23 protein-coding genes are annotated in these 22,526 nt (G+C 62.6%); 6 read left to right on the forward strand and 17 right to left on the reverse strand.

The features are described from left to right. Positions 1 to 121 precede the first annotated feature (121 nt). Both B5G03_RS15025 and B5G03_RS15030 read right to left on the reverse strand, forming a co-directional pair. A complete protein-coding gene (locus B5G03_RS15025; protein WP_087182483.1) occupies positions 122 to 1,300 on the reverse strand; it encodes a cation diffusion facilitator family transporter in 1,179 nt (392 codons plus the stop codon). A 124-nt stretch (positions 1,301 to 1,424) separates the two neighbouring features. Then, positions 1,425 to 1,643: a DUF896 domain-containing protein gene (locus B5G03_RS15030; RefSeq protein ID WP_087182484.1), complete on the reverse strand. Its 219-nt coding sequence runs from the start codon at positions 1,641 to 1,643 to the stop codon at positions 1,425 to 1,427. A gap of 647 nt (positions 1,644 to 2,290) precedes the next feature. On the opposite strand from B5G03_RS15030, the gene B5G03_RS15035 reads away from it, so the two are divergent. Both B5G03_RS15035 and B5G03_RS15040 read left to right on the forward strand, forming a co-directional pair. After that, a complete protein-coding gene (locus B5G03_RS15035; protein WP_087182485.1) occupies positions 2,291 to 2,932 on the forward strand; it encodes an epoxyqueuosine reductase QueH in 642 nt (213 codons plus the stop codon). 299 nt (positions 2,933 to 3,231) lie between these two features. After that, complete coding sequence (locus B5G03_RS15040; protein ID WP_087182486.1) at positions 3,232 to 4,149, forward strand: hypothetical protein; 918 nt, start codon at positions 3,232 to 3,234, stop codon at positions 4,147 to 4,149. Positions 4,150 to 4,223: 74 nt separating this feature from the next. Here B5G03_RS15040 and B5G03_RS15045 read toward each other — a convergent pair whose 3' ends face one another. From B5G03_RS15045 to B5G03_RS15100, 12 genes are all read right to left on the reverse strand, one after another. Beyond that, on the reverse strand, positions 4,224 to 5,369 hold the full coding sequence (locus B5G03_RS15045) for an aldo/keto reductase (protein ID WP_087182517.1): 1,146 nt from the start codon (positions 5,367 to 5,369) through the stop codon (positions 4,224 to 4,226). Between the two features lie 192 nt (positions 5,370 to 5,561). After that, complete coding sequence (locus B5G03_RS15050; RefSeq protein ID WP_087182487.1) at positions 5,562 to 5,924, reverse strand: hypothetical protein; 363 nt, start codon at positions 5,922 to 5,924, stop codon at positions 5,562 to 5,564. Beyond that, entirely contained in the window at positions 5,893 to 9,027 is a 3,135-nt protein-coding gene (locus B5G03_RS15055; protein WP_162613428.1) for a M56 family metallopeptidase, read from the reverse strand. The genes B5G03_RS15050 and B5G03_RS15055 overlap by 32 nt, the downstream gene beginning before the upstream one ends. Before the next feature lie 116 nt (positions 9,028 to 9,143). Next, positions 9,144 to 11,315 (reverse strand): M56 family metallopeptidase, encoded by a 2,172-nt coding sequence (locus tag B5G03_RS15060; RefSeq protein WP_087182489.1) that lies wholly within the window; start codon positions 11,313 to 11,315, stop codon positions 9,144 to 9,146. Positions 11,316 to 11,319: 4 nt separating this feature from the next. Next, positions 11,320 to 11,700, reverse strand: coding sequence for a BlaI/MecI/CopY family transcriptional regulator (locus tag B5G03_RS15065; RefSeq protein ID WP_087182490.1), 381 nt, complete (start codon positions 11,698 to 11,700; stop codon positions 11,320 to 11,322). Between the two features lie 167 nt (positions 11,701 to 11,867). Continuing rightward, entirely contained in the window at positions 11,868 to 12,893 is a 1,026-nt protein-coding gene (locus B5G03_RS15070) for a TPM domain-containing protein (RefSeq protein WP_087182491.1), read from the reverse strand. Between the two features lie 41 nt (positions 12,894 to 12,934). Beyond that, positions 12,935 to 13,840 (reverse strand): TPM domain-containing protein, encoded by a 906-nt coding sequence (locus tag B5G03_RS18030; RefSeq protein ID WP_087182492.1) that lies wholly within the window; start codon positions 13,838 to 13,840, stop codon positions 12,935 to 12,937. Then, a complete protein-coding gene (locus tag B5G03_RS15080; RefSeq protein ID WP_087182493.1) occupies positions 13,837 to 14,403 on the reverse strand; it encodes a LemA family protein in 567 nt (188 codons plus the stop codon). The genes B5G03_RS18030 and B5G03_RS15080 overlap by 4 nt, the downstream gene beginning before the upstream one ends. A 3-nt stretch (positions 14,404 to 14,406) precedes the next feature. After that, positions 14,407 to 15,576, reverse strand: coding sequence for a toxic anion resistance protein (locus B5G03_RS15085; RefSeq protein ID WP_087182494.1), 1,170 nt, complete (start codon positions 15,574 to 15,576; stop codon positions 14,407 to 14,409). Positions 15,577 to 15,647: 71 nt separating this feature from the next. Then, positions 15,648 to 16,277: a 5-bromo-4-chloroindolyl phosphate hydrolysis family protein gene (locus B5G03_RS15090; RefSeq protein WP_087182495.1), complete on the reverse strand. Its 630-nt coding sequence runs from the start codon at positions 16,275 to 16,277 to the stop codon at positions 15,648 to 15,650. Positions 16,278 to 16,408: 131 nt separating this feature from the next. Continuing rightward, a complete protein-coding gene (locus B5G03_RS15095; protein ID WP_087182496.1) occupies positions 16,409 to 16,888 on the reverse strand; it encodes a DNA-deoxyinosine glycosylase in 480 nt (159 codons plus the stop codon). 12 nt (positions 16,889 to 16,900) lie between these two features. Beyond that, positions 16,901 to 17,698, reverse strand: a complete 798-nt coding sequence (locus B5G03_RS15100) for a Cof-type HAD-IIB family hydrolase (protein WP_087182497.1) — start codon at positions 17,696 to 17,698, stop codon at positions 16,901 to 16,903. A 207-nt stretch (positions 17,699 to 17,905) separates the two neighbouring features. Between B5G03_RS15100 and B5G03_RS15105 the strand changes: the two genes are divergently transcribed. The 3 genes from B5G03_RS15105 to B5G03_RS15115 all read left to right on the forward strand — a co-directional run bounded on the left by B5G03_RS15105 (position 17,906) and on the right by B5G03_RS15115 (position 19,402). Further along, positions 17,906 to 18,637 carry an AzlC family ABC transporter permease gene (locus B5G03_RS15105; RefSeq protein WP_087182498.1) on the forward strand — a complete coding sequence of 244 codons (732 nt, stop codon included), beginning with the start codon at positions 17,906 to 17,908 and terminating at the stop codon, positions 18,635 to 18,637. Further along, on the forward strand, positions 18,634 to 18,942 hold the full coding sequence (locus B5G03_RS15110; protein ID WP_058962706.1) for an AzlD domain-containing protein: 309 nt from the start codon (positions 18,634 to 18,636) through the stop codon (positions 18,940 to 18,942). The genes B5G03_RS15105 and B5G03_RS15110 overlap by 4 nt, the downstream gene beginning before the upstream one ends. A 166-nt stretch (positions 18,943 to 19,108) precedes the next feature. After that, on the forward strand, positions 19,109 to 19,402 hold the full coding sequence (locus tag B5G03_RS15115; RefSeq protein ID WP_087182499.1) for a hypothetical protein: 294 nt from the start codon (positions 19,109 to 19,111) through the stop codon (positions 19,400 to 19,402). 66 nt (positions 19,403 to 19,468) lie between these two features. Here the strand turns inward: B5G03_RS15115 and B5G03_RS15120 are convergent, their stop codons facing one another. From B5G03_RS15120 to B5G03_RS15130, 3 genes are all read right to left on the reverse strand, one after another. Then, positions 19,469 to 19,819 (reverse strand): arsenate reductase family protein, encoded by a 351-nt coding sequence (locus tag B5G03_RS15120; RefSeq protein ID WP_087182500.1) that lies wholly within the window; start codon positions 19,817 to 19,819, stop codon positions 19,469 to 19,471. Between the two features lie 20 nt (positions 19,820 to 19,839). After that, on the reverse strand, positions 19,840 to 20,694 hold the full coding sequence (locus B5G03_RS15125; protein ID WP_087182501.1) for a Cof-type HAD-IIB family hydrolase: 855 nt from the start codon (positions 20,692 to 20,694) through the stop codon (positions 19,840 to 19,842). Between the two features lie 179 nt (positions 20,695 to 20,873). Continuing rightward, on the reverse strand, positions 20,874 to 21,155 hold the full coding sequence (locus B5G03_RS15130; protein WP_140401721.1) for a hypothetical protein: 282 nt from the start codon (positions 21,153 to 21,155) through the stop codon (positions 20,874 to 20,876). Between the two features lie 17 nt (positions 21,156 to 21,172). On the opposite strand from B5G03_RS15130, the gene dsdA reads away from it, so the two are divergent. Then, a complete protein-coding gene (gene dsdA / locus B5G03_RS15135) occupies positions 21,173 to 22,513 on the forward strand; it encodes a D-serine ammonia-lyase (protein WP_087182503.1) in 1,341 nt (446 codons plus the stop codon). Positions 22,514 to 22,526: the final 13 nt, after the last annotated feature.

Genomic DNA, 22,526 nt, shown 5'->3' on the forward strand with positions numbered 1-22,526 from the left:
CCAAAAAGCGCAGGCAATCCTTTGTGGATTGACGAGCATTTTTGGAAAATTCCACGGAAAATTTTGGCGCGATACGCCGCCTGAGCCGTTCGGTGTGAATTGTGCTGTGTTGCCTCAGGCTTTAATGGGGGATGGAGGCGTAGCTGCTCTCCACCGTGATGACGCAGAAATAATCCGGGCGGCTGCTGCGCACCGCCTGCTTGATGGACTGCTTCAGGTCGGCCTCGTCCATCTCAAAGTCCGCGGGGGTCACGCAGTCGAAGATCAGGTTGGTGTGGGTGGGGCCCGCCACCATGCGCAGGTCGTGGATGCTCAGCGCCGGGTCGATCTCCTTCACCAGCTCACCCAGCCAGTGGCGGGCGTCGTTCACCTTTTCGTCGCTGGTGATGATGGGGTCGAAGTGGATGACCACATGCAGGTGGTCATTGTCCCAGAAGTCCCGCTCGATGTTGTCGATCACGTCGTGGCTTTCCATCACGTCGTCCTCGGCGGCCATCTCCACGTGGACGCTGGCGAACTGGCGGCCGGGGCCGTAGTCGTGCACCATCAGATCGTGGGTACCCAGCACGCCCGGGTAGCTCATCACCTTGTCGTGGATGTAATGCACCAGCGCCTCGTCCGGGGCCTGGCCCAGCAGGGGGTCCAGGGTGTCCTTGATCAGGCCCGCGCCGCTGTACAGGATGAACACCGCCACCGCAAGGCCCATCCAGCCGTCCAGCTCCAGCGGAGTGAACCGGCTGATCAGGGTGGCCAGCAGCACCGCGCCGGTGCTGAGCACGTCGTTGCGGCTGTCCGCCGCGGTGGCCTGCAACGTGGAGGAGTCGATCAGCTTGCCGATGTGGGTGTTGAACACGGCCATCCACAGCTTTACCAGGATGGATGCCGCCAGCACCGCCACCGACAGCCAGCTGAACACCACCGGAGTGGGGTGCAGAATTTTGTCCAAGCTGTTCTTGGCCAGCTCCACGCCGATGACCAGCACCATCACCGCCACCGCCAGACCCGCCAGATATTCAAACCGGGCATGGCCGTAGGGGTGGCCCTCGTCGGCGGGCTTTTCCGCCAGCTTGAAGCCGATCAGGCTCACAATGTTGGACGACGCGTCGGACAGGTTGTTGATGGCGTCCGCCGCAATGGCGATGCTGCCGAACACGGTGCCCGCGATGAACTTGCCCGCGAACAGGGCCAGGTTGCAGCAGATGCCCACAATCCCGGCCATACGGCCGTAGGCGCCGCGCACGGCGGGGTCGCGGGTGTTCTCATGGTTTTTCACAAAAAGCCGGATCAGGGCTTTGGTCACGTTGAATCCTTCCTCTCTTTGGGCGAACCGAACCAAATCATTCGATTCACCGCTTTATTATAGCATAGCAAAAGCCCGTTTACCAGAGGGAAACCGGGCTTTTCGCGGCATACCGCGGGTTTTGTCAGTTCTTCGGTTTTTTCAGGTCGGACACCGGGCGGCGCACGCCCTTGTCGTCGATGTAGTCGGCGTTGTCCAGCTGGCTGCGCAGGCTCTGCTTCATCTCGTCGATGTACTCCCGGCGCAGGGCGGCCTGCTCGGCCTTTTCGGCTTCGGTGAGGCCTTCCTCGGTGCGGGATTTTTTGGCCAGCTCGTTGATGCGGGCGATCTTTTCCTTGGTCATATTCTATGTCTCACTTTCTGTGTTCATTGCTTTTGGATATAAACGGCAATACCGCACAATTCCAGATGGTGGAGCACGCCGGAAAATTTTTTGTGATATGAACCAAAAAGCACAGCCAAGCCTTGGGTGGCTTGGCGAGCATTTTTGGAAAATAGCACGGAAAATTTTGGCGTGATACGCCGCCTGAGCCGTTCGGCGTGAATTGTGTGGTGTTGCCTAGGGGTTATTGTAGCAGATTTTACCGCAAAACGCAAAGTCAGCCCGGCATTTCTGCCGGGCTGACTTTGCAACAGCGATTATAAGGAAGCTTTCCTTTACAGAGGAAAACGGAGATGGTTGTCTGGTCCCGGCTCGGCACTGCAATGCCTCGCATCGCCGGGCGCCAGTGTAAGTGCGCAGCGGGCAGCAATTCGGCCCTGGCCGCCCTGCCGCAGCAGTAATACCGGGTTTTGAAAGACGATTGTCTTTCCTTCGGTCTACGCTTATTATCTTACAGGCAAATTGTGGATAAATCGTGATAGGCCTATAAACATTCTGCGAAAACCGTGAAACGCGGGGCCTGCACTGGCGCGGCGGGGCAAAACGTGATACAATAAGCGCCAAAGGGCCGCTTCTCCAAAAGGCCCGCAATCAAAGGAGATTTTCCCATGGCAAACCGCCCCAACTACCCCAAAATGATGGAACAGGTACTGCTGAGCCTGGGCGAAAGCCGCCCCCGCCTTTTGCTGCACGCCTGCTGCGCCCCCTGCTCCAGCGCCGTGCTGGAGATGCTGTGCGGCTTTTTCGATATCACGATTCTTTATTATAACCCGAATATCTGGCCCGCATCCGAGTACCGCCGCCGGGCGGACGAATTGCACCAGTTCGTGAAGCAGGCGAATCTGCCGGGCATCACCCTGGCGGAAGAGGGCTACGACCAGAGCGAGTTTTACACCGCCGTAGCCGGGTTGGAAGCAGAGCCCGAGCGGGGCGGCCGCTGCACCGTGTGCTATCGGCTGCGGATGGAGCACGCGGCCCAATACGCCGCCGCGCATGGCTTTGACTGGTTCTGCTCCACCCTCTCGATCAGCCCCCGCAAGGACGCGGAGAAGATCAACGCCATCGGCCGGGAGCTGGAAAAAAAATACGGCGTGCGCCACCTGCCCAACGAGTTCAAGCGCAAGGAGGGCCACAAGCGCAGCCTGGAGCTTTCGGCCCAGTACGGCCTTTACCGGCAGGATTGGTGCGGCTGCGAATTCTCGGCCCGGGGCAGCGCCCCGAAGCCGGAGGAAGCGGCCCCCGCAAAATGATTTTTAGATACTGCCCCGCGCTCGCCCAACGGCTGCGCGGGGCTTTTTTGTATCCTCCTTTCCCACCGCGAAAAGCCCGGCCAAAGCCCGATTTTGACCCGGAAAGCCCGGATTTTTTTGCGTTTTGACCCTTGGCAAGCCCGGTTCATCCTGTGCTATTCTGTATACTGAGAAGATCAGGCGGAGCCGGTGCAGGCCCCGCCTTTTTTAGAGCCGTCATCCGGCGCGCCATGCAAACGCGCGCCGGGGGGCGGTTTTTGTTTTCCCGGTTTATCTCTGAGCAAAAAGGAGGGTCACACATGCGTTATTCCTTTGATACCGAAGCCGCCGCCCGCTACGGCGTGGAGGAGGCCATTCTTTTGGATCACATCCGGTTCTGGTGCGAAAAAAACCGATCCAATCCCGACTGCCAGCAGCAGGGCCGCTGCTGGATGTACGCCAGCGCCGCCCGGCTGGCCGAGCATTTCCCCTTTTGGAGCGTGCCGAAAATCCGCCGCCTGCTGAAAAGTCTGGTGCGGCAGGGTGCGCTTTTGGAGGGCCGCTTCGGCCGGTTTGCCTTTGACCGCACCTTGTGGTATGCAGTCAGCGAATCCGTTCTTTCCATGTTTCAAAATCGTCACTTGCAAGAAACGAATCCGCAACATTCAAGTGATGAATCCGCAAGAGCTATAAAAGATACCCAAAAAGATATCCAAGAAGATTCCCAACACACATACACCGCCTGCGGCGGGCGTGCGTTTTCTCCCTCTTCTGAGAAATTGGGGAGCGCTGCACCGAAAGCAGAGCCAAAACCCGAACACGTTCAGTCCAAACTGGCAATCTCTGCAACACAAACAGTCCCGGCACAAACCGCCCCCCAAACGCCGGATAGCTTCGAGCGGTTCTGGCAGGCCTATCCCCGCAAGGCGGACAAGCGCGCCGCCCTGCTGGCCTGGAAGGCGCTGCGGCCCAGTGAGAGCCTTGTGAACACCATGCTGACAGCTTTGGCCACCCAATCCGAAAGCGCCCCCTGGAAGGAGGCAGGCGGGCGGTATATCCCCCACCCGGCCAAGTGGCTGACCCACCGCCGCTGGGAGGACGCTGCCCCCACCGCCCAGGCACAAAAGTACCAGATGCCCGCCTGGCTCCAGCAGACCAGCCGCCCCTTTGACCCAGCCGCCGCCGTGGATATTCTGGCCCCGCGCCGCCCTCGCCTTCTCAAGCGGCTGGATGCCTGACCGGCCCACGGCAAAAAATACAGCAAACAAGCGAAGCGCATACACGCTTCGCTTTTGTTTTGGGCAAAACCGGGTTATTTCTTTTCCAGCTCGGCCTTCATTTTAGCAATCTTTTCGTGGATGACCGGCATCAGGGTGCTGGATTCAATGTGCTGCGGGCAAATCCCCTCGCACTTGCGGCAGGCGCGGCAGGCGTCGGCCTGCTTTGCCAGGGACGCATATTTCTGCACGGTCACCTCGCGGGTGTCGTTCACGGTCTGGTTGTAGATCTCGTAGATGCCGGGGATGTCCAGGCCGAAGGGGCAGGGCATGCAGTAGGCGCAGCCGGTGCAGGGCACCAGCGCCATCTTCTGGTATACGCTGCGGGTGTTAGCCAGCATTTCCAGCTGGGCCTGGCCCAGCATGCCGATGGAGGAGCGGGATGCATATTCCAGATTCTGCTCCACCATCTCTTCGCTGCCCATGCCGCTGAGCACCACCGACACCTCCGGGCGGTTCCACAAGAAGTCCAGCGCCCACTCCACCGGGGTGCGGCTGACATCCAGGGTGTTCTTCACCTGCGGGCTCAGGTTTGCCAGCTTGCCGCCCAGCAGCGGCTCCATGATGACCACGCCCAGACCCTTTTTGTGGGCGGCTTCCAGCCCGCGCAGGGTGGCCTGATTTTCCACGTCGATGTAGTTCATCTGGATCTGGCAGAAATCCCACCCGTCAAAGCCGTTCAGAATTTCCAGAAAAGCGGCCTCGTTGTCGTGGAAGGAAAAGCCCAGATAGCGAACCTTCCCTTCCGCGCGGACCTTTTGGGCTTTGGTCAGCAGGTCGAATTTCAGCACCTTGTTTTTCCAGCTGTCCAGGCTGAGGGCATGCATCAGGTAAAAGTCGATGTGGTCGGTCTGCAAACGCTCCAGCTGGTTGTTGAGGAAGAAGTCAAAGTCCTCCTCCTTTTCCACCGCATACACCGGCATTTTGGTGGCCAGGTTGACCTTTTCCCGGTAGCCGTCCAGCAGGGCCTTGCCCACCAGCGGCTCGCTGGCCTCGTGGTGATAAAAATAGGCGGTGTCGATGTAGTTCACGCCGCTGTCGATGGCGTGGCGGATCATGCCGATGGCCCGGGTCTCGTCGATGCAGTTGTCGGGCTGCCCTTCCAAAACCGGCATGCGCATGCAGCCAAAGCCCAGCGCGGAAACTTCCACACCGGTATTTCCCATTTTGCGGTACTGCATAGTGAAAAACTCCTCTCGCTTTTCCGTGAAGGCGCAGGCCGGTCCACGGATGATGGTTTCATACTGTTTATAGCACGAAGCAAAGCGGCTGTCAAAGCGCACCGGCACAAAAAAGGGTGCCGATGAAACCATCAGCACCCTTTGGCCGGTGTGGCCGGTATACACTTGGGGGGGCTCGCAGCACGGGCCCGCTCAGGCCTCGCTGGTGGAGATTCCGTTTTTGTCCACCCAGTAATGCCGCCATTTGCCGGTGCTGCGGTCGCTCGGCTCGGCGCTCAGGCAGATTTCCAGTTCCATGGACACCGCATCCTCCGGGGTCGTATGGGTCACCAGCCAGCCTTCTTCGTCCCGGTAGTCAATGGAAAAATTCTGGTACACGCTCACCTTCCCGGCAAAGGCCCGCACAAATTCCGGGTTGGGGGCCTGACTGTCCCGGTAGTAGAGGTGCAGGTAGATTTCGTCCTCGGCCAGAGTCACGCCCTCGGGGGGCTGAATTTGCAAAGCCACCAGATCCTGGGTACGGTCATCCAGCTCCAGCGAGCCCTGGGCGCGCACCCGGCCCTTCGGGGTAGCCCTCGCCGCTCAGCGTTTCGATGGGCATGGGAGTGGGCGTGGGGCTGAGCGTGGACTGGCTGGCCACCCAGTCCTCATACAGCTGCTCGGCCTCGTCCGCCACCGCCTGATTCGCTTGCCGGGCCGCCTTCTGTACGGCAGCGTCGTTTTTCTGCTGTTCCAGCACCTGTTCCATGTCCTGCAGCGACTCCTGTACCGCACTCAGATCCTGGCGCAGCTGCTCCAGCTCCTGCTCCCGGGCCTGCCGCTCCTGCTCGGTTGCTGCCTGCTCCACCCGGCTGGCGCTGATCTGAATCTCCTCTTCCAGCCGGGTCTGGTCTTCCCGCAGCCTCTTGATCACGTTCTCCATCGAAGTCACCAGCGCCTGCTGGTCGGCCTCTGCGTCGGTGGGCGCTGCATCGGCGTCGCCCAGCCGGAACTGCACCCAGCCGCCCAGCACGGTGTTCTTTGCCTCCATCTTCCAGCTGGACCCGGACATGGTTTCGGCGTCCACCGTTGCCTGCTGGCCGGGCTGCCAGCCCTGGCTCACGAAGGCATCCGGCAGACCGGCAGAGGTAACGGTCCAGCTGCCCCGGCTCTCGTTGTAGCGCAGCAGGCGCAGCTCCCACTCGCCGGATTCGGCGGTTTCGGGGATGGTCACGGTGAGGGGGCCGCCCAGGCTATACTGGAGGTTCTCCACCAGCGCATCCAGCCGCTGCTGGAATTCCTCCGTCTGCGCCGGTTCCACGTTATAGAACTCATAATCCGCCTGCGGGGCGGCGCTGTCCGGCTCGGTGGGCACAGCGGTCACCGTGGGCAGCGGCTGGGCCGATGCGGGCAGCCAGATCTTCTGCTCCTCGCGGGTGGTCTTATCCCGCAGCAAAAGCACCGGCTGAACATTGCCCCGGCCCGCGCCGTTCACGGTGATGGTATCGCCCGGCTGCCAGGTCTGGCCGGTGAACAGGCCCTGCTCGTCGCTCACTATGGTGATGTCGGCACCGCTGCGGTTCAGCTTCAGGCGGATGCCCCGCTCGCCCCAGTCAATGCTGGAAAACATGGACGTGCTTCCATTGGCCCAGCCGAAGCGCAGTTCCACCTCGTTGGGGGAAAGGTCCGCCGGAATGGTGAAGGTGAAGTTCTGCCCCTGCCAGCGGCATCCGGACCACAGCTGCTCCAGTGCCTGCTGGCGCCTGGTTTCCGCCCGCTCGGAGGCCGGGTATTCGGCGATCAGCTCCGCGTCTGTTCTGGTCCGAATGGTCTGGTGGGCGGTTTGGTCGCCGTAGATGCCGGTTGCCATCGAGAATACATCATGCACCGCGATGGACGCGTTCTCGGTCAGCACATCCTGGCCGGGCTCATTGGTCAGCCGGGCAATCAGGGTGACCGGGCCGTCGGTCAGGCAGTCGGCGGGCACAAGATAGCTCTGGCCCGGCTGCCAGTCCTGACTGGTGAACACCTCCGGCAGGCCCTGTGTGAGGGGCTCGCCCTCGCCGCCGTCCAGCCGCCAGAGAGTGAGATGCCAGTCCTCCCCGGTCCAGCCCGCGGCAACGGGGATGGTGAACCGGATGCCGCCCTCCGCCGACTGCAGGCTGCCCACCAGCTGCTGCAGCACATCGTCCTGTATCGACTCGACGGCAGACTCCGGGGCATTGTATTCGGGGGGCTCCTCCGGCTGTGCCGAGAGCTCGCCGCTCCGCCAGTCGTACCAGACCGAGTCGCCGTTCGACTGGTAGAGATGCACCTCCAGCAGCTGCACGGTGTCGTCAGCGGTGGGGCGGGCGTAGTCTCCCATGCTGCCGTCCGCAAATTGGGCGATCACCTGAATGGGCTGCCGGTAGGACAGCCGCCCCTCGTAGTACAGGGTGTTTTCGGCGGTGTTTCCCCGGCTGCTGTTCCAGTAATAGAGCTTGAACCAGCCCTGACCGTCCCGCAGGCTCTCGCCCTCGGGGGCCGCGCTGGCCTGCACCAGAATGATCTCCTGGGTGCCGCTCTCCTGCTGCCAGCTCACCCGGCGGCGCACGGTTTCCCCCTCGCCGATCAGCTCGTCGGCGCTGGCGATGGTCTTTTCCCTCGCCCCGGTGAAGGTGCAGGCGGTGAGCAGCACCACGCCCGCCAGCGTCAGGCCGATGGCGGCTCGCCGGGGCTTTTTCGCGGTGACAATGGCCTTTAACCGCTGCTGCATGGAATGAGCGGTGCCGCTCATGGAGGTGGCGGCCAGCAGCGCCGTGCCCGGCGCGCGCCGGGGGATCAGCTCCACCAGGCAGCGGCCGTAGTCCCGCCGCCGGGCTTCTTCCATGGACAGGGTGACCGCCTCGTCGCAGGCCAGCTCACAGTCCCGTTTGGAGACCGCCGCCGCCCACCAGACCAGCGGGTCGAACCAGTACGCCGCCAGTACAAAGCAGCGCAGCGCGCCCCAGATGTGGTCCCTGTGGCGGTAGTGGGTGGTTTCGTGGGCCAGCACGAACTCCAGCCGGTCGGGGCTTTGCAGCGCCGCCGGGTTCAGATAGATGGCCGGATGGACCAGACCGTGCAGGCAGGGGCTGGCCAGGTCCTCGCAGAGGTAGACCGTCCGCCCGCCGGTGGCCGCCGGGTCGATTTCCAGCAAGCGGCGGGACCGGCGCAGCCGCAGCGCAAACCGCAGGTTTGCCCAGAGCAGCGCCCCGCCGGTGAGCAGCGCGCCCACCGCCCAGATGACCGGCAGCAGCGCCGCCGGGTTCAGCGACCATTCCGGGTGCTGTGGGGCGAGTGCAGCGGTATCCGAACCGCCGCCGGAAAGGCCCACCTGGGTGCCGCCGGTTTCGGCGGGCTGGGCAAGGTCCGTTTCCGGGGCGGTATCGGTTTCATTTTGCATAACCGTATCCACCGGGGCGGGCAGTGCTTCGCCCCGCTCCGGCTGTGCCGAAGCCATCAGGCTGACCTGCGCGGTATCGGGCAAAGCGTTCAGCACGCTGGCCCGGCTCTGGGGCAGGCTCACCGGCAGCAGCAGCCGCAGCAGCACCAGCCCCCACAGGGCATACTGCATCCGGCGGCTGATGCGCCCGGCCAGCAGCGCCCGCGTCGCCAGCACGGCCAGAATCAGCAGGCTGGAGGTAATGAGCAGTTCCATCTTGTTCCCCTCTTTCTTTCGGCAACACCGCATCCTTCACATTTCACGGCTCAGGCGGCGTATCGCGCCAAACTTTTCCGGCGCGATACGCCACCGGGAATTGTGCGGCATTGCCTTTACTCAAATTCCACCGACAGGGTGGTGTTCCACAGGGTATTGGTGGCGTTCAGCCGGTAGTGGCCGCCTTCCGGCAGGTCCGCGCCCTTGAGAGTAATCGTTTCGCCCGGCTGGGGTTCCGCATCCGGCAGCAGAGCGGACCGGGTGACCCAGCTGCCCCGCTCCCGATCCCGCTGGCTCAGCTCCAGCTTCCACTCGCCGGGGGCGGCGGTTTCGGGAATGGTCACGGTGAAATCCCGGGTGTCCGGGTCCCACCGAACGGTTTCGGAAAGGGCGGTCATCGCCGCCTGATACTCCACCAGTGCGTCGCCGGTGGGGGTTTCCTCCTCACTCTGTGTGGAGAAGAGCGGCGCGGTCAGGCGCAGATAATCGGTCAGTTCGATGCGAACCAGCGGGGCCACATCGTCCTCCTCGATCAACAGGCGCAGCGCGGCGGTTCCCTCGTTACCGGTGGGCAGGGCATCCAGCGGGATGTCATATTCCTGCCCCGGCTCCCATTCGCCGCTGGCGAACGGCTCCGGCACACCCTCGGTGATCTCCATTTCCTCGATTTCTCCGGTGGGTGTCCAGACCAGTGCCAGCCGCCAGTGCTCCGGCCGGTCCTTCAGCCCTGCCGGAAGGGTAAAGCGGATGGCGTCGCCCTCCTGATGGATGCTATCCTTCAGCTCGGTGTTCAGGTCCATCAGCTCCCACGCCATCTGCATGGATTCGGACGATTCTTCGTTCTCAACTTTGCGGGTCTTGATGAGGGTCAGCGGCGCATCCCGGTTCAGATTGAACTGCAGTTGGGTACCGTCGGGTGCCAGAAGCACCACATCCAGCGTTCGGATACCGGCCGGGTCCTCGCTGCCCTGGTACGGCTGCACCCGCACCACCCCGGACTCCTCATCCGGGTCAAGCGTCTCGTCGCTCCAGGTGGCCTCCAACGAACCATTGGCCACCGGCCCGGCAAATTGCAGATAGTTTTCCTGTCTTTCGGCGGCGCTGTCCCAGTAATAGACCTTCACATATTCCTGGCCCTGGGCAAGGGTCTCGCCCTCCGGGGCCGGGGCCCGCACCACCAGAAGCTCCTGCATCCGGCTCTCGTCGCCCAAGGCGCAGAGCTTCCACTCGGTCTCGCCCTCGGTCAGATAGTCCCGGGCGCCGGTAACGGTCTTCTCGCTGGCCCCGGTGAAGGTGCAGGCGGTGAGCAGCACCGCGCCCGCCAGCGTCAGAGCAATGGCGGCGCGGCGGGGCTTTTTCGCGGTCACGATGGCCTTCAGCCGCTGCTGCATGGAACGGGCGGTGCCGCTCATGGAGGTGGCGGCCAGCAGCGCGGTGCCCGGCGCGTGCCGGGGGATCAGCTCCAACAGGCAGCGGCCGTAGTCCCGCCGCCGGGCCTCTTCCATGGCGGCAGTGACCGCCTCGTCGCAGGCCAGCTCGCAGTCCCGTTTGGAGACTGCCGCCGCCCACCAGACCAGCGGGTCGAACCAGTACACCGCCAGCACCAGGCAGCGCAGCGCACCCCAGATGTGGTCCCTGTGGCGGTGGTGGGCCTTCTCATGGGCCAGCACAAATTCCAGCCGCTCCCGGCTTTCCAGCGCCGCCGGGTTCAGATAGATGGCCGGATGGACCAGCCCGTGCAGGCAGGGGCTGGCCAGATCGTGGCAGAGGTAAACCGGCACACCGCCGGTGGCTTCGGGGGCAAGGTCCAGCTGGCAGCGTTCCCGCCACAGCCGCAGCGCAAACCGAAGGTTCGCCCAAAGCAGCGCCCCGCCGGTGAGCAGCGCGCCCGCCGCCCAGAACACAGGCAGCAGCGCCGCCGGATTCAACGACCATTCCGGGTGCTGTGCGCCGGATGCGGCGTTGTTTGTAATTTCGGAAAGGCCCGCCTGCATCTCGCCAGTTATGGCGGTTTCGGCGGTGCTTGTCTGCGTCTCAGTGTCCACCGGGACGGGCAGTGTCTCGCCGGAAAACTCTTCCGGGCGGGTCAGGCTGACCTGCGCGGTATTCGGAAAAGCGTTCAGCACGCTGGCCCGGCTCTGGGGCAGGCTGACCGGCAGCAGCAGCCGCAGCAGCACAAGGCCCCACAGGGCGTACTGCATCCGGCGGCTGATGCGCCCGGCCAGCAGCGCCCGCGCCGCCAGCACGGCCAGAATCAGCAGACTGGAGGTAATGAGCAGTTCGATCATACGATCACTCTCCTTTTTCGCCGGGGGCCTCTTCCAGAATTTTCAGCAGCTGGGTGCGTTCGCTTTCGCTGATGCCCTTCTGCTCCACAAAGGCGTTGACCAACAGGCCCAGACTGCCGCCGTAGATGCGGTCCAAAAGGCTCTCGGTCTCCCGCAGGGCCACCCCGGCCTTTTCCACCGCCGGGTAATACTCTTTGGCCCGGCCGCCCTCCTCGTGGCGCACCGCGCCCTTGGCCTCCAGCCGGTTGAGCATGGTGATGACGGTGTGCTTGGACCAGCCGGTATCATCGGCCAGGTCGGCCACCAGCTGGGTGATGGTACGGGGGGCGTTTTGCCACAGCTGATTCATCAGCTTCCACTCCCCGGCAGACAGTTCCACGTTCATGCTTGTTCCCTCCCTCAAAAAAGGTAGTCTCTTGTCTACCTTTAGCATAGCAGACAGGTAGACAGCTGTCAACCAAAATTTGAAAATTCTCTTTTCCCCCGCCCGCCGGACGCAAAAAAGCGCCCGTGCCCCGGCGTTTTCGCCAAAGCACGAGCGCTTTTGTTCCGTTATTTCCGCCGGCCTGCGCCGCCGGGATGGTCATCAAAGGGATTTTGGCCCCACTTCTTTTTTCCGGACTGACCGCCGTGGAACGGGCTGCGCGTCTGCGTTCCCACCCGCACGGTCTTTATTTCCTTGGAGGGGGTCCGTTCCTCCGCTGTGGCGCGAGGCGTCTGCTCTGCCGGGGGCGGTGTGCGAAGGGCAGGCCCGCCGGACCGGCCATGGGATGCCCCGAGCGACCAGAACAGCGCCCGGACCATCAACACCAAAAACAGGATAAGTCCCAGCAGCACGCCCATCAGCATGCCTGTGCTCATCCCGCCGGACGATTTTTCAGGCTCGGACGCGGAGGGCACCGAAACCACACCAGTCACCAGACTTTCCGCAGGCTGACTGACTGAATCCATTTGCGGCTGGCTCTCCGGCTGGCTTGCCGTGGTTGCCGCAGAGGAATCGCTCACTGCCGCTTCCGACTGGCTGACCGCAGCTACTACAGAGGACCCGCCCGTCGAATTCGACGTACTCCCGGCCTCAGGTGCATACAGCTCCTTCAGCTCGTCGCACATTTCTTCGGTAAAGCGCAGAACGCATTTGTCGTAATCGCCCTTGGCAAAGCTTGGCTCGGCGTATTTATCCAGCAGCTTTTGCAGCTCCTTGCGGCTGAACTGGTCCGCCAGTCCATCGCCCATCACACAATAATAGTCCGCATCCGAGATCGCCAGCACGAAAAGCACTCCGTTGTCCTTTTCGGAATCGCCCACACCCCAGGTATCGAACACATCATAGGCATAGCTGTCGATCGCACGCTCTTCGGTGGAGTCCACCGTGAGCACCGCGATTTCCGCGCCTGTTTCCGCAAGTTCTTCGTTGTAGCCGTCCACCTTCCGGATGGTGCTCTTTTTCAGCACCTCCGCGCCGTCCAGCGTATAGTTGCGGGTGGGCGCTTTGGGCACTTTGTTGGCCGCAAACGCCACCGGCGACAACAGCACAGCCGCTAATACGGCTGCCGCAAGCCGCATTATCGTCTTCTTCATCTTTTTGATTCTCCTCACACAGATTCCGGCCTTTGCTGGTTTTAGTCCAAACCGGCACCACCACCGCGGGAGCCGCCGCCCCCGAAGCCGCCGAAGCCTCCGCCTCCGCCGCCAAAACCACCGCCGCCGAAGCCGCCTCCGCCAAAGCCGCCGGGGCCGCCGAAGCCGCCTCCGAAATCGCCCGGCGGGGGCCGGTGGTAGGGCCGGTGATAATAGCGGGGCCGTCCCCAGCCGCCCAGGAACAGGGGCCAGAACACCACGTCACGGCCGCGGCCTCCACCGCCGCCGCCCGGGCCGCCCCGTCCGCCGCCGCGGCCGCTCGTGCCGATGATAAGAATAATCAGCACCGCCGCGATCAGCAGCATCAGCAGCACGCCGGACAAATCGCTGTCGTCCTGCTCCACCGGCTTCGGCTGAGGCTGCCCCTCGCCCGGGGTGATGCCGTACAGACTGCATAGCTCGCTGTACATCGCACCGGTGAACTGGACCACCGCATCGTCATAGTTGCCGCTTTTCACCCCGTCACGGGCATAATCCTCCAGCAACTGCTTGATTCGGCTGTAGGTGATCTCGCCCTCCAGGCCGGTGCCAATGGTACAGTACGCGTTCTGATCGCCGGTCACCAGCAAAAACAGCACGCCGTTTTGCTTTTTCTTGTCGCCGATGCCCCATTTGTTGAACACCTGCAGGGCGTAATCGTCGATGCTCAAGTTCCCGGTGAAGTCCACCGTGAGCACGCCGATCTCGGCCCCGGTGGAGGAAAGGGCGTTGTTGTAGCCATCCACTGTGTTGATGGTCTCCTCACTGAGTACGCCCGCCTGGTCCAGCACCGAGTGGCCGCTGGGTGCGGCGGGAATGTCGGCCGCGAAGGCCGGGAGGGCCAGCGCGGCCAGCAAAATGGCCGACAGCACAAGGCCGGTCAGCCGCCGTTTGATTGCCTGTTTCATGCAAAATACTCCGCTTCGTCCACGCCCCACAGCGCGCCGATCAGGCTGGCCGGGAAGGCGTTTCGGTCCTTGTTGAACTGCTCGGCCTCTTCGTTATATGAGCTGTTGCGCAGGATGGTGCCCCGGCTCATGAACTCGGAATGCTGCTCACCGAGCAGGTCCTTCTGGTCCGCGCTCGCCAGGGGCAGGGCCGCGTCGTACAGCGCCTCCACCGCCGCGTCCAGCGTCTCGTTGGCCGCGTAGGTATCCGCCGGGCCCATGGGCTCACTCAGCGCGTTCACCGCCTCCTCGGCGGCGGCGAGCAGAGTCTGGTCCACACCGCCGATCTTCTTTGCCACCGTCACCACGTTGGCGGCGGCGCTCACCCGCTGGTCCAGGTCGGCGGTGATGCTGTATTTGCCGCTGTTAAAGCCCGCCATGGTATCGCTGTAATACCCGGCCAGCTTGGCCCCGCCGATGCCGAATACGCTCACCGCCAGCAGCAAAAGGGCTGCGGCCTGGGGCACGCCGGTCTTTTTGAACACGGCGGGCAGGTTTTGTTCCAGCTTTGCCAATTGTTTCATCTGTTAGTGCAACTCCATCAGCTTTTGTTTCAGCTCGCCCTCGATGCGGCCCAGCTCCTGCTCGGCGGCGGCGCGCTTCTGCTTGCCCTCGGTCTGGATCTTGGCCAGCTCGTCCAGGGTCTCGATCAGGCTCTTGTTGGTCTGCTGCAGGGTCTCGATGTCCACGATGCCCCGCTCGGACTCCTTGGCCGTGTCGATGGTGCCCTGCTTGAGGGCGGCGGCGTTCTTTTTCAGCAGTTCGTTGGTCATGTCGCTCACGGCGCGCTGGGCGTCGATGGCCTGACGGGAATGGGCCAGGCCCAGCGCCAGCACCATCTGGCTCTTCCACAGGGGGATGGTGTTCACGATGCTGGTCTGGATCTTCTCCGCCATCATGGTGTCGTTGTTCTGCAAGAGACGGATCTGGGGACCCATCTGGATGGAGATGGTACGGGTGAGCTGCAGGTCATACAGCTTTTTCTCGAACCGGTCGCACATATCGGACAGGTCGCGGGCGGCCTGGGCGTCCTCGGGCAGGCCGCTGGCCTTGGCCTTGTCCATGGCCTGCTGCAGCTCGTTTGCCCGCACCTGGGCCAGCTTCTTCTTGCCGGCCAGAATGTACATGGTCAGCTCTTTAAAGTAGAGCATGTTCATCTGGTACATCTTGTCCATGAGGGCGATGTCCTTGAGCAGCTGCACCTGATGGGCCTCCAGCATGGCTTCGATGCGCTCCACGTTGGTTTCGGCCTTGGCGTACTTGGTCTTCATCTGCTCGATGTTGTTGCCCGCCTTCTTGAAGAAGCCGAAGATGCCCTTGGACTCCTCTTCCTCGGCGTCGAAGTTTTTCAGCTCGCCCACCAGGCTTGCCAGGGCTTCGCCCACCTCGCCCAGGTCCTTGGTGCGGACTTTATCCAGAGCAGCTTCGCTGAAGTCGCCCACCTTTTTCTGGGTGGCCGCGCCGTACTGCAGCACCATCTGGCTGTTGGTCACGTCGATCTTGTTGGCGAAGTCCTCCACCATCTTCTGCTCCTCGGGGCTCAGCTTGGCGGCTTCCTCGGCCAGCGGGTCCGGCGCGGGAGCGGGTTCGGGTTTCGCTTCCTCCTTGGGCTGCTCCACCTCCAGCGTGAGGCTGGGCATGGCGGTGGCGTCAAAGCTGTCGAAATTCAGTTCGGGGGTCATCTTGTTGTCGTCCATCTTGATTGCTTCCTTTCTTTTATGGCAATGCCACACCAGTTACGCCAATCGGCTCGGTGTGGGGTTGCCTGTCAGTCCACAAGGCCCTGGCCCTTCAGCATGCCGTTCAGCACTTCCAGATCGGTGCTGATGTCCAGTGCATCCCTTGCGAACAGGCTGTCCAACTGATTTTCAAAAGCGGTGGCGATGGTCTGGGCGTTCTGGGCAACCTCGGCCCGCACCCCGGCCGCGTTCTCGCCCTGCACGCCCTTCTCTTCCAGCTCGGCGTAAAGGGTGAGGATCTTCACCGCGTCCTGTACATAGTAATTGGCGAACCGCCGCACCTGGGCGGCCTTTTCCGGGTGTTGCTCCACCTCGTTCAGAATGCCGAGGCAGGCCTTTTCCATCCGGTCCATGGCGGCGCTCAAGGGTTCGTCCTCGATGCGCACGTTCAGCTCGTGCAGCTCCTTGCGCTTTGCGTCGATGAGGGCCAGCATCTGGTCGGCATCCTCCTGGCCGGTCATGAAGGGCACCTCCTTGCGGGTGACCACATCCGGGCAGATGCGCCGGGCGGCGGCAAAGCCCACCACCGAAAGCACCGCGACCACCGCCAGGGCCCACAGCTGATAGATAGGCAACGCCAGCGCGCCCACCAGCCAGACAAGCCCGGCGAAATACCAGGGCAGCACCGACTTGCGGCGCACCTCGATCCATTTGCTCATACTTTACTACCTCCAACACCGCGCCAAAAGCGTGCTGTATCTTTATTCTTTTATGATACCAACCGGCCCCGCAAAAATCAATGAACAGGGTGTAAAACCTCTTTAGTGAAAGAAAGTATTTTCCGCCCCATTCATCCCAGAAATTGCCCCAGGGCCGCGCCCCAGGCGGCAGCCAGCCTGTCCGGGCTCCAGGCCGCGTTGGCCGGGCTGGTGCTGGGCAGCTTTACGGCGGGAATGCCGCTCACCGGCTGCAGAAACCGGCCGTACAGCGTATACGCCGCCGCCCCGTTGCAGAACACCGACTCGATGGGCGAAGAATCCAGCACACGCTTCAAATCCACCGGCACCGGGTCTTTGATGGTGGCATCCTGCGCGCCCTCGATGGTGCAGCTTTCCAGCACGTCCCAGAGGGCCAGGCCGTGGGTCAAAATCAGGGCTTTCTTTTCCTCCACCGTGCCGGGCGTTTCGCACCCGCACAGCCGCGCCAGCAGCGGCCAGAACCGGTTGCGGGGGTGGCCGTAGTAAAAGCCTTCCTCCCAGCTTTTGGGGCTGGGCCAGCTGCCCAGAATCAGCGCCCGGCTGCCGGGGCCATACACCGGCTCAAAGCTCATGGAATTTCCTCCTTACTTCAAAAACAGCTCTTCCACCACCTGGCGCACGCCCTCTTCCTGCACGTCGGGGGCGATGTGTTTGGCGGCCGCCTTGGCCTTTTCCGAGCCGTTCGCCATACAGTAGGAGCAGCCCGCCAGCTGCATCATAGCCACGTCGTTGTCGTTGTCGCCCAAAAAGACCAGCTCCTCCGGCTTCCAGCCGGTGAGCTCCATCAGCCGCTCCATGCCCCGGGCCTTGTCCACGTCCGCCTGAATCACGTCGTAGTAGCCGGGGCGGTAGGGCACGAATTTCAGACCCAGATAGCCGTAGCGCTCCTGGAAGTCCGCCACCTTTTCCGGCGGCAGAATGGCGAACGCCCCGCTGGGCATGCCCTCCAGGTGACGGTCCTGGTCCTCGCCGTCCGCCACGTGCTCCCCGTGGCCGGTGGCGCTCTGGTAAAAATCCCTCATGGGTTTGTATTCCACATACACGTAGTACTTATCCGGGAAGCAGAAGGCCAGCGGATAGTCGAAATCCTCGAAGAAGTCCACCAGGGCGTACATCTCCTCGGCGGTCATGTCCTGGCTGGCCAGCAAACGGCCCTGCCGGTCCAGCAGCTGGGCGCCGTTGGCACAAATCAGGTAATCCGGCTTGATGCCGCCCAGGATGGCGGGTTCCACAGCAAAGCTGGTACGCCCGCTGGCGATGACCACCTTCACGCCCTTTTTCTGGGCCGCCTTCACCGCCGCGGCCACCGCCGGGCGGGCGCTGGGCTCGCCGTGGGCCACCAGAGTGCCATCCACATCTAGAACGATTGCTTTATACTGCATATTTCAAAATTCCCCTCTTTATTTCTCCTGGGCCGCACCGCACAATTCCCGGCGGTGTTGCCCCCCCCCATGAACGGGTTCGTCTTATTCTGATTGTAATTATAGGGCATTTGCCCGCCGGGGACAAGGTGGGGAAAAATCGCTTTACTTCCCCGCACTTTATTTGTATAATGTGATACAGCACTTTGTTTAAAGGGGGAACGCCCCATGAAAGGGGAATACAAGGCAGGCCTTGCGGACGGGCTTGCCATCGGCATCGGTTATTTTTCGGTGAGCTTCACCTTCGGCATTCTGGCGGTGAAGGGCGGGCTTTCGGCGCTGACGGCCGGGCTCATCAGCCTGACCAACCTGACCAGCGCCGGGCAGTTCGCCGGGCTCACGGTGATCCTGGCCCACGGCTCGCTGGTGGAGCTGGCCCTCACCCAGCTGGTGATCAATCTGCGCTATGCGCTGATGAGCCTTTCGCTGAGCCAGCGGCTGGGTCCGGAGTTCACCACCCGGCGGCGGATGACCATTGCCTTTGCCAACACGGATGAAATTTTCGCGGTGGCCATGGGACGCAAGGCCCCGCTGACCCCGGCTTACATGTACGGCCTTGCCACCCTGCCCATCCTGGGCTGGACCCTGGGCACGGTGAGCGGCGCGGTGGCCAGCGGTCTTTTGAACGCGGCGGTGCGCAGCGCGCTGGGCGTGGCGCTCTACAGCATGTTCGTGGCCATTGTGGTGCCGCCCATGCGCCAGCTGAAAAGCGTGCGCATCGTGGTGGCGGCGGCGGTCATCGTCAGCTGCCTGATCTCCTGGGTGCCGCTGCTGAAATTCATCTCCAGCGGCTTTGCCATCATTCTGAGTACGCTGGCGGCGGCCGCGCTGGGGGCCTGGCTGTTCCCGGTGGACCTGACCGATGAAGAGCCCGCGGAGAAACAGGAGGCAAGCGCATGAGTCTGTTCTGGTATTTGCTGGTCATGGCGGGTGTGACCTATCTCATCCGCATGCTGCCGCTGACGCTGCTGCAAAAGAAGATCCAAAACCGGCGGCTGCGGTCCTTTTTGTTCTACGTGCCCTACGCCTGCCTGGCGGCCATGACCTTCCCGGCCATCCTCTCGGCCACCGAAAGCCCGATCAGCGCCTTTGCGGCCCTGGTGGTGGCGGTTGCTGTGGGCTTCGCCGGACGGGGCCTTGTCACGGTGGCCGCCTGCGCCTGCGTGACCGTCTTTGTGGTGGAGCGGCTGCTGGCACTATTATAATTGGATAAAAAGCGGACTGCATCGTTTCCGGTGCAGCCCGATTTTTTGCAGGTCAGGGGGCAAAATCCGCCGGTCAGTCAAACTCCCCTTTTCCCCGGCGGCCCGCTCCGCTATACTGAAAGCGGGAACAACCGCCGCAGCGCGGAACCGAAAGGAGGGCGCGCCCATGCGCATCCAGCTGCACACCGACCCCTCGCTGGAGGAGACCGTGGTCACCGTGGCCTGCCCGGCACTGGACGATGCCACCGCCCGGCTGCTGCTCTTCACCGCCTGCCTGCTCCCCCTCTGGGCGGGGCTGATTCCCTTTCTGGGCATTCCCCTGACGGCGGGCTTTGCGGGCTTTGCCGCCCTGCTGCTGGCAGAGGGTGCGGTGCTGGCCTTGTATGAGCGGTTCAGCCGGGTGCGGGGCAGGCGCTACGACCGGCGGCTCCGGGAATACCAGGCCCGCCCCCGCCAATGACCGCAAACAAAAAAACCGTGGAATCCGGAAAAGGACCGGCTCCACGGTTTTTTCTTTTTTAAAGTATTACAGCAGCTTTGCCCACTCCTCAGCCTTGAAGCCGGGGAACACGCCCTTGTCGGTAATCAGAATCGGCCGCTTGACCAGCATGCCGTCGGTGGCCAGCAGGTCAAAAACCTCTGCGTCGGTCATGGCGGGCAGCTTGTCCTTCAGGCCCATGGACTTGTACAGCAGGCCGCTGGTGTTCACGAACTTTTTCACCGGCAGGCCGCTTTGGGCCTGCCAGGCAGCCAGCTCGGCGGCGGTGGGGTTTTCCTCTTTGATGGGGCGGGCGGTGTAGGCAGCGCCCTGCTCGTCCAGCCACTTTTTCGCCTTCTGGCAGGTGGTGCATTTGTCGTAGCAGATGAAGGTGGTCATGGTATTCTCCTCCTTTTTGATCAGAACAGGGGCTCTTCCTCCGGGGGCAGCTCCACTTCCTCTTCGAAGATGAACTTCTCCACCGCCAGGCCCACGCCGTCGTGGTCGTTGTCGGCGGTGACCCAGGTGGCCTCCTGCTTGACCTGGGGCACCGCGTTGCCCATGGCGATGCCCACACCCGCCAGCCGGATCATGGAAATATCGTTCCAGCCGTCGCCGCAGGCCATCAGGTTTTCCTCGGTCAGGCCCAGGATGGTCAGCAGCGCCCGCAGGCTCTGGGCCTTCTCCACGCCCAGAGGCATGATCTCCAGAAAGAACGGCATGCTCTTATAAATGGAGAGCTTGCCCGCGAACTTCTGCTGCATCCGCTCCTCCACATGGACCATCCGGTCCGGCTCGGCGGTGACCAGCAGCTTGTTCACGTCGTAGTCGATGTAGCTGCCCAGGTCCTCCACCCGGGAGGCGGAGATGCGGTTGATGGTGCATTCGATCTGCACGTACTCATCGTCGGGGTGCTCGCTGACCACACCCTCGTCGTTGTAGCTCAGGGCCACCGCGCCCGCGGCACGGGCCTCGTCGCACACGGGCTTTACCAGCTCCAGCGGGAAGGCCTCCTGGGCCACCACCTTGCCGGTGGCGCAATCCAGAATGCAGCCGCCGTTGTAGCTCAGAATGTAGCCGCCCAGCTTTTCCAGCTCCAGCTGGCGGGCCAGGGGCCAGATGCCCACGGTGGGCCGGCCGCTGGCCAGCACGATGCGCACGCCCGCGGCGGCTGCCCGCTGCAGCGCCTCCAGGGTGCGGGGGCTGATCTCTTTTTTGGTATTGGTCAGGGTGCCGTCCAAATCCAGCGCCAGTACTTTGATAGTATCGTTCATGGCAGTATCTCCTGTTGGTTAAGGCGGCCCGCCGCCCGGGCGGCGGGGGCCGGGAAATGTCTTGGGCAATACCGCACAATTCACACCGAACGGTTCAGGCGGCGTATCACGCCAAAATTTTCTGCGATATTTTCCAAAAATGCTCGCCAATCCAACAAGGATTGGCTGCGCTTTTTGCTTCATATCACAAAAAATTTTCCGGCGCGCTCCACCACCTGGAATTGTGCGGTATTGCCCTCACTTTTCCCATTGTAGCGAAAAGAAGTGCGCTTGAAAAGCCTTTTTCCCCAATTTCCGGCCCCCGGTTCCCAAACTTTTGCCCGCCGGGGGCCGATTTTCTGTGCCATCTGCCCGCGCGGGAGCCAGCGGGCAAAATTTTTTTGCTCCGCCCCATTGACATTTAACAACCGTTTATCTATAATGAACATAAAACTTAACAGCCGTTTATTATTATTGAACACCTACAGGAGAGACTCATATGATCGATGTACAGGCAGCCATTGCCGCAAACCCCGCTCTGGACCGGGTGGCCCGTGCCGAAGAGACGGTCTGGATCAACCCGCTCCATCTGCCCGTGGAAGTGACCGACGGACTGTGCCAGCTGGTGGTACCGGACGAAGCCATTGACGACGCCGAGGCCCGGCTGGCCCGGTTTGCGCCCTTCATCCGCCGCCGCTTTCCGGAGACCGAGCCCACCGGCGGGCTGATCGAATCTCCCCTGGAGGACATTCCCCGCATGCAGCAGGCGCTGGAGCGGGAATATCACTGCACCATTCCCGGCCGTCTGATGCTCAAGATGGACAGCCATCTGGCCATCGCGGGCTCGGTAAAGGCCCGGGGCGGCATCTACGAGGTGCTCAAGCACGCCGAGGACCTGGCCATCGCCGCGGGCAAACTGTCCCTCACCGACGATTACGCCAAGCTGGACAGCGAGGAGATGCGCGACTTCTTCCGTCAGTACACCGTGCAGGTGGGTTCCACCGGCAACCTGGGCATGTCGATCGGCATCATGAGCGCGGCACTGGGCTTCCGGGTGAAGGTGCACATGTCCGCCGAGGCCAAGCAGTGGAAGAAGGACCTGCTGCGCAGCCACGGCGTGGAGGTACTGGAATACAGCGGCGACTATTCCAAGGCAGTGGCCGAGGGCCGCGCCAACTCGGAAAAGGACCCCATGAGCTATTTTGTGGACGATGAAAAATCCGTGGACCTGTTCCTGGGCTACGCAGTGGCGGCCCGCCGCCTGAAAAAGCAGCTGGACGCCCGGGGCATCGTGGTGGACGCGGAGCATCCCCTGATCGTTTATCTGCCCACCGGCGTGGGCGGCGCGCCCGGCGGCATCACCTACGGGCTGAAGCGTCTGTTTAAAAATAATGTACACTGCTTTTTGGTGGAGCCCACCCTCTGCCCCTCGGTGCTGCTGGGCATCGCCACCAAGCAGTATGAGAAGGCCAATGTGCGCCACTTCGGTCTTTCCGGCCGCACCCACGCCGACGGTCTGGCCTGTGCCAGCCCCTCCAGCTTCGTGACCCGCGTCCTGAGCAATCTGGTCAGCGGCGACTTCACGGTATCGGACGCCAAGCTCTACGACTACCTGCGCCTGCTGGATTCCAGCGAGGGCAAGCGGATCGAGCCCTCCAGCTGCGCGGCCTTCGCGGGTCCCCGGGGCCTGCTGACTTTGCCCGGCAGCCGGGATTACTGCGCCGCCCATGACCTGACCGAACAGGTGCTGAACAACAGTGTGCAGATCGCCTGGGCCACCGGCGGCCGTCTGGTGCCCGCCGAAATCTGGGACCAGTACCTGGCCACCGTTCTGGACTGAGCCGCTTTTCCGT

Origin of the sequence: Gemmiger sp. An50 (assembly GCF_002161595.1) — a bacterium.
Taxonomy (GTDB): domain Bacteria; phylum Bacillota; class Clostridia; order Oscillospirales; family Ruminococcaceae; genus Allofournierella.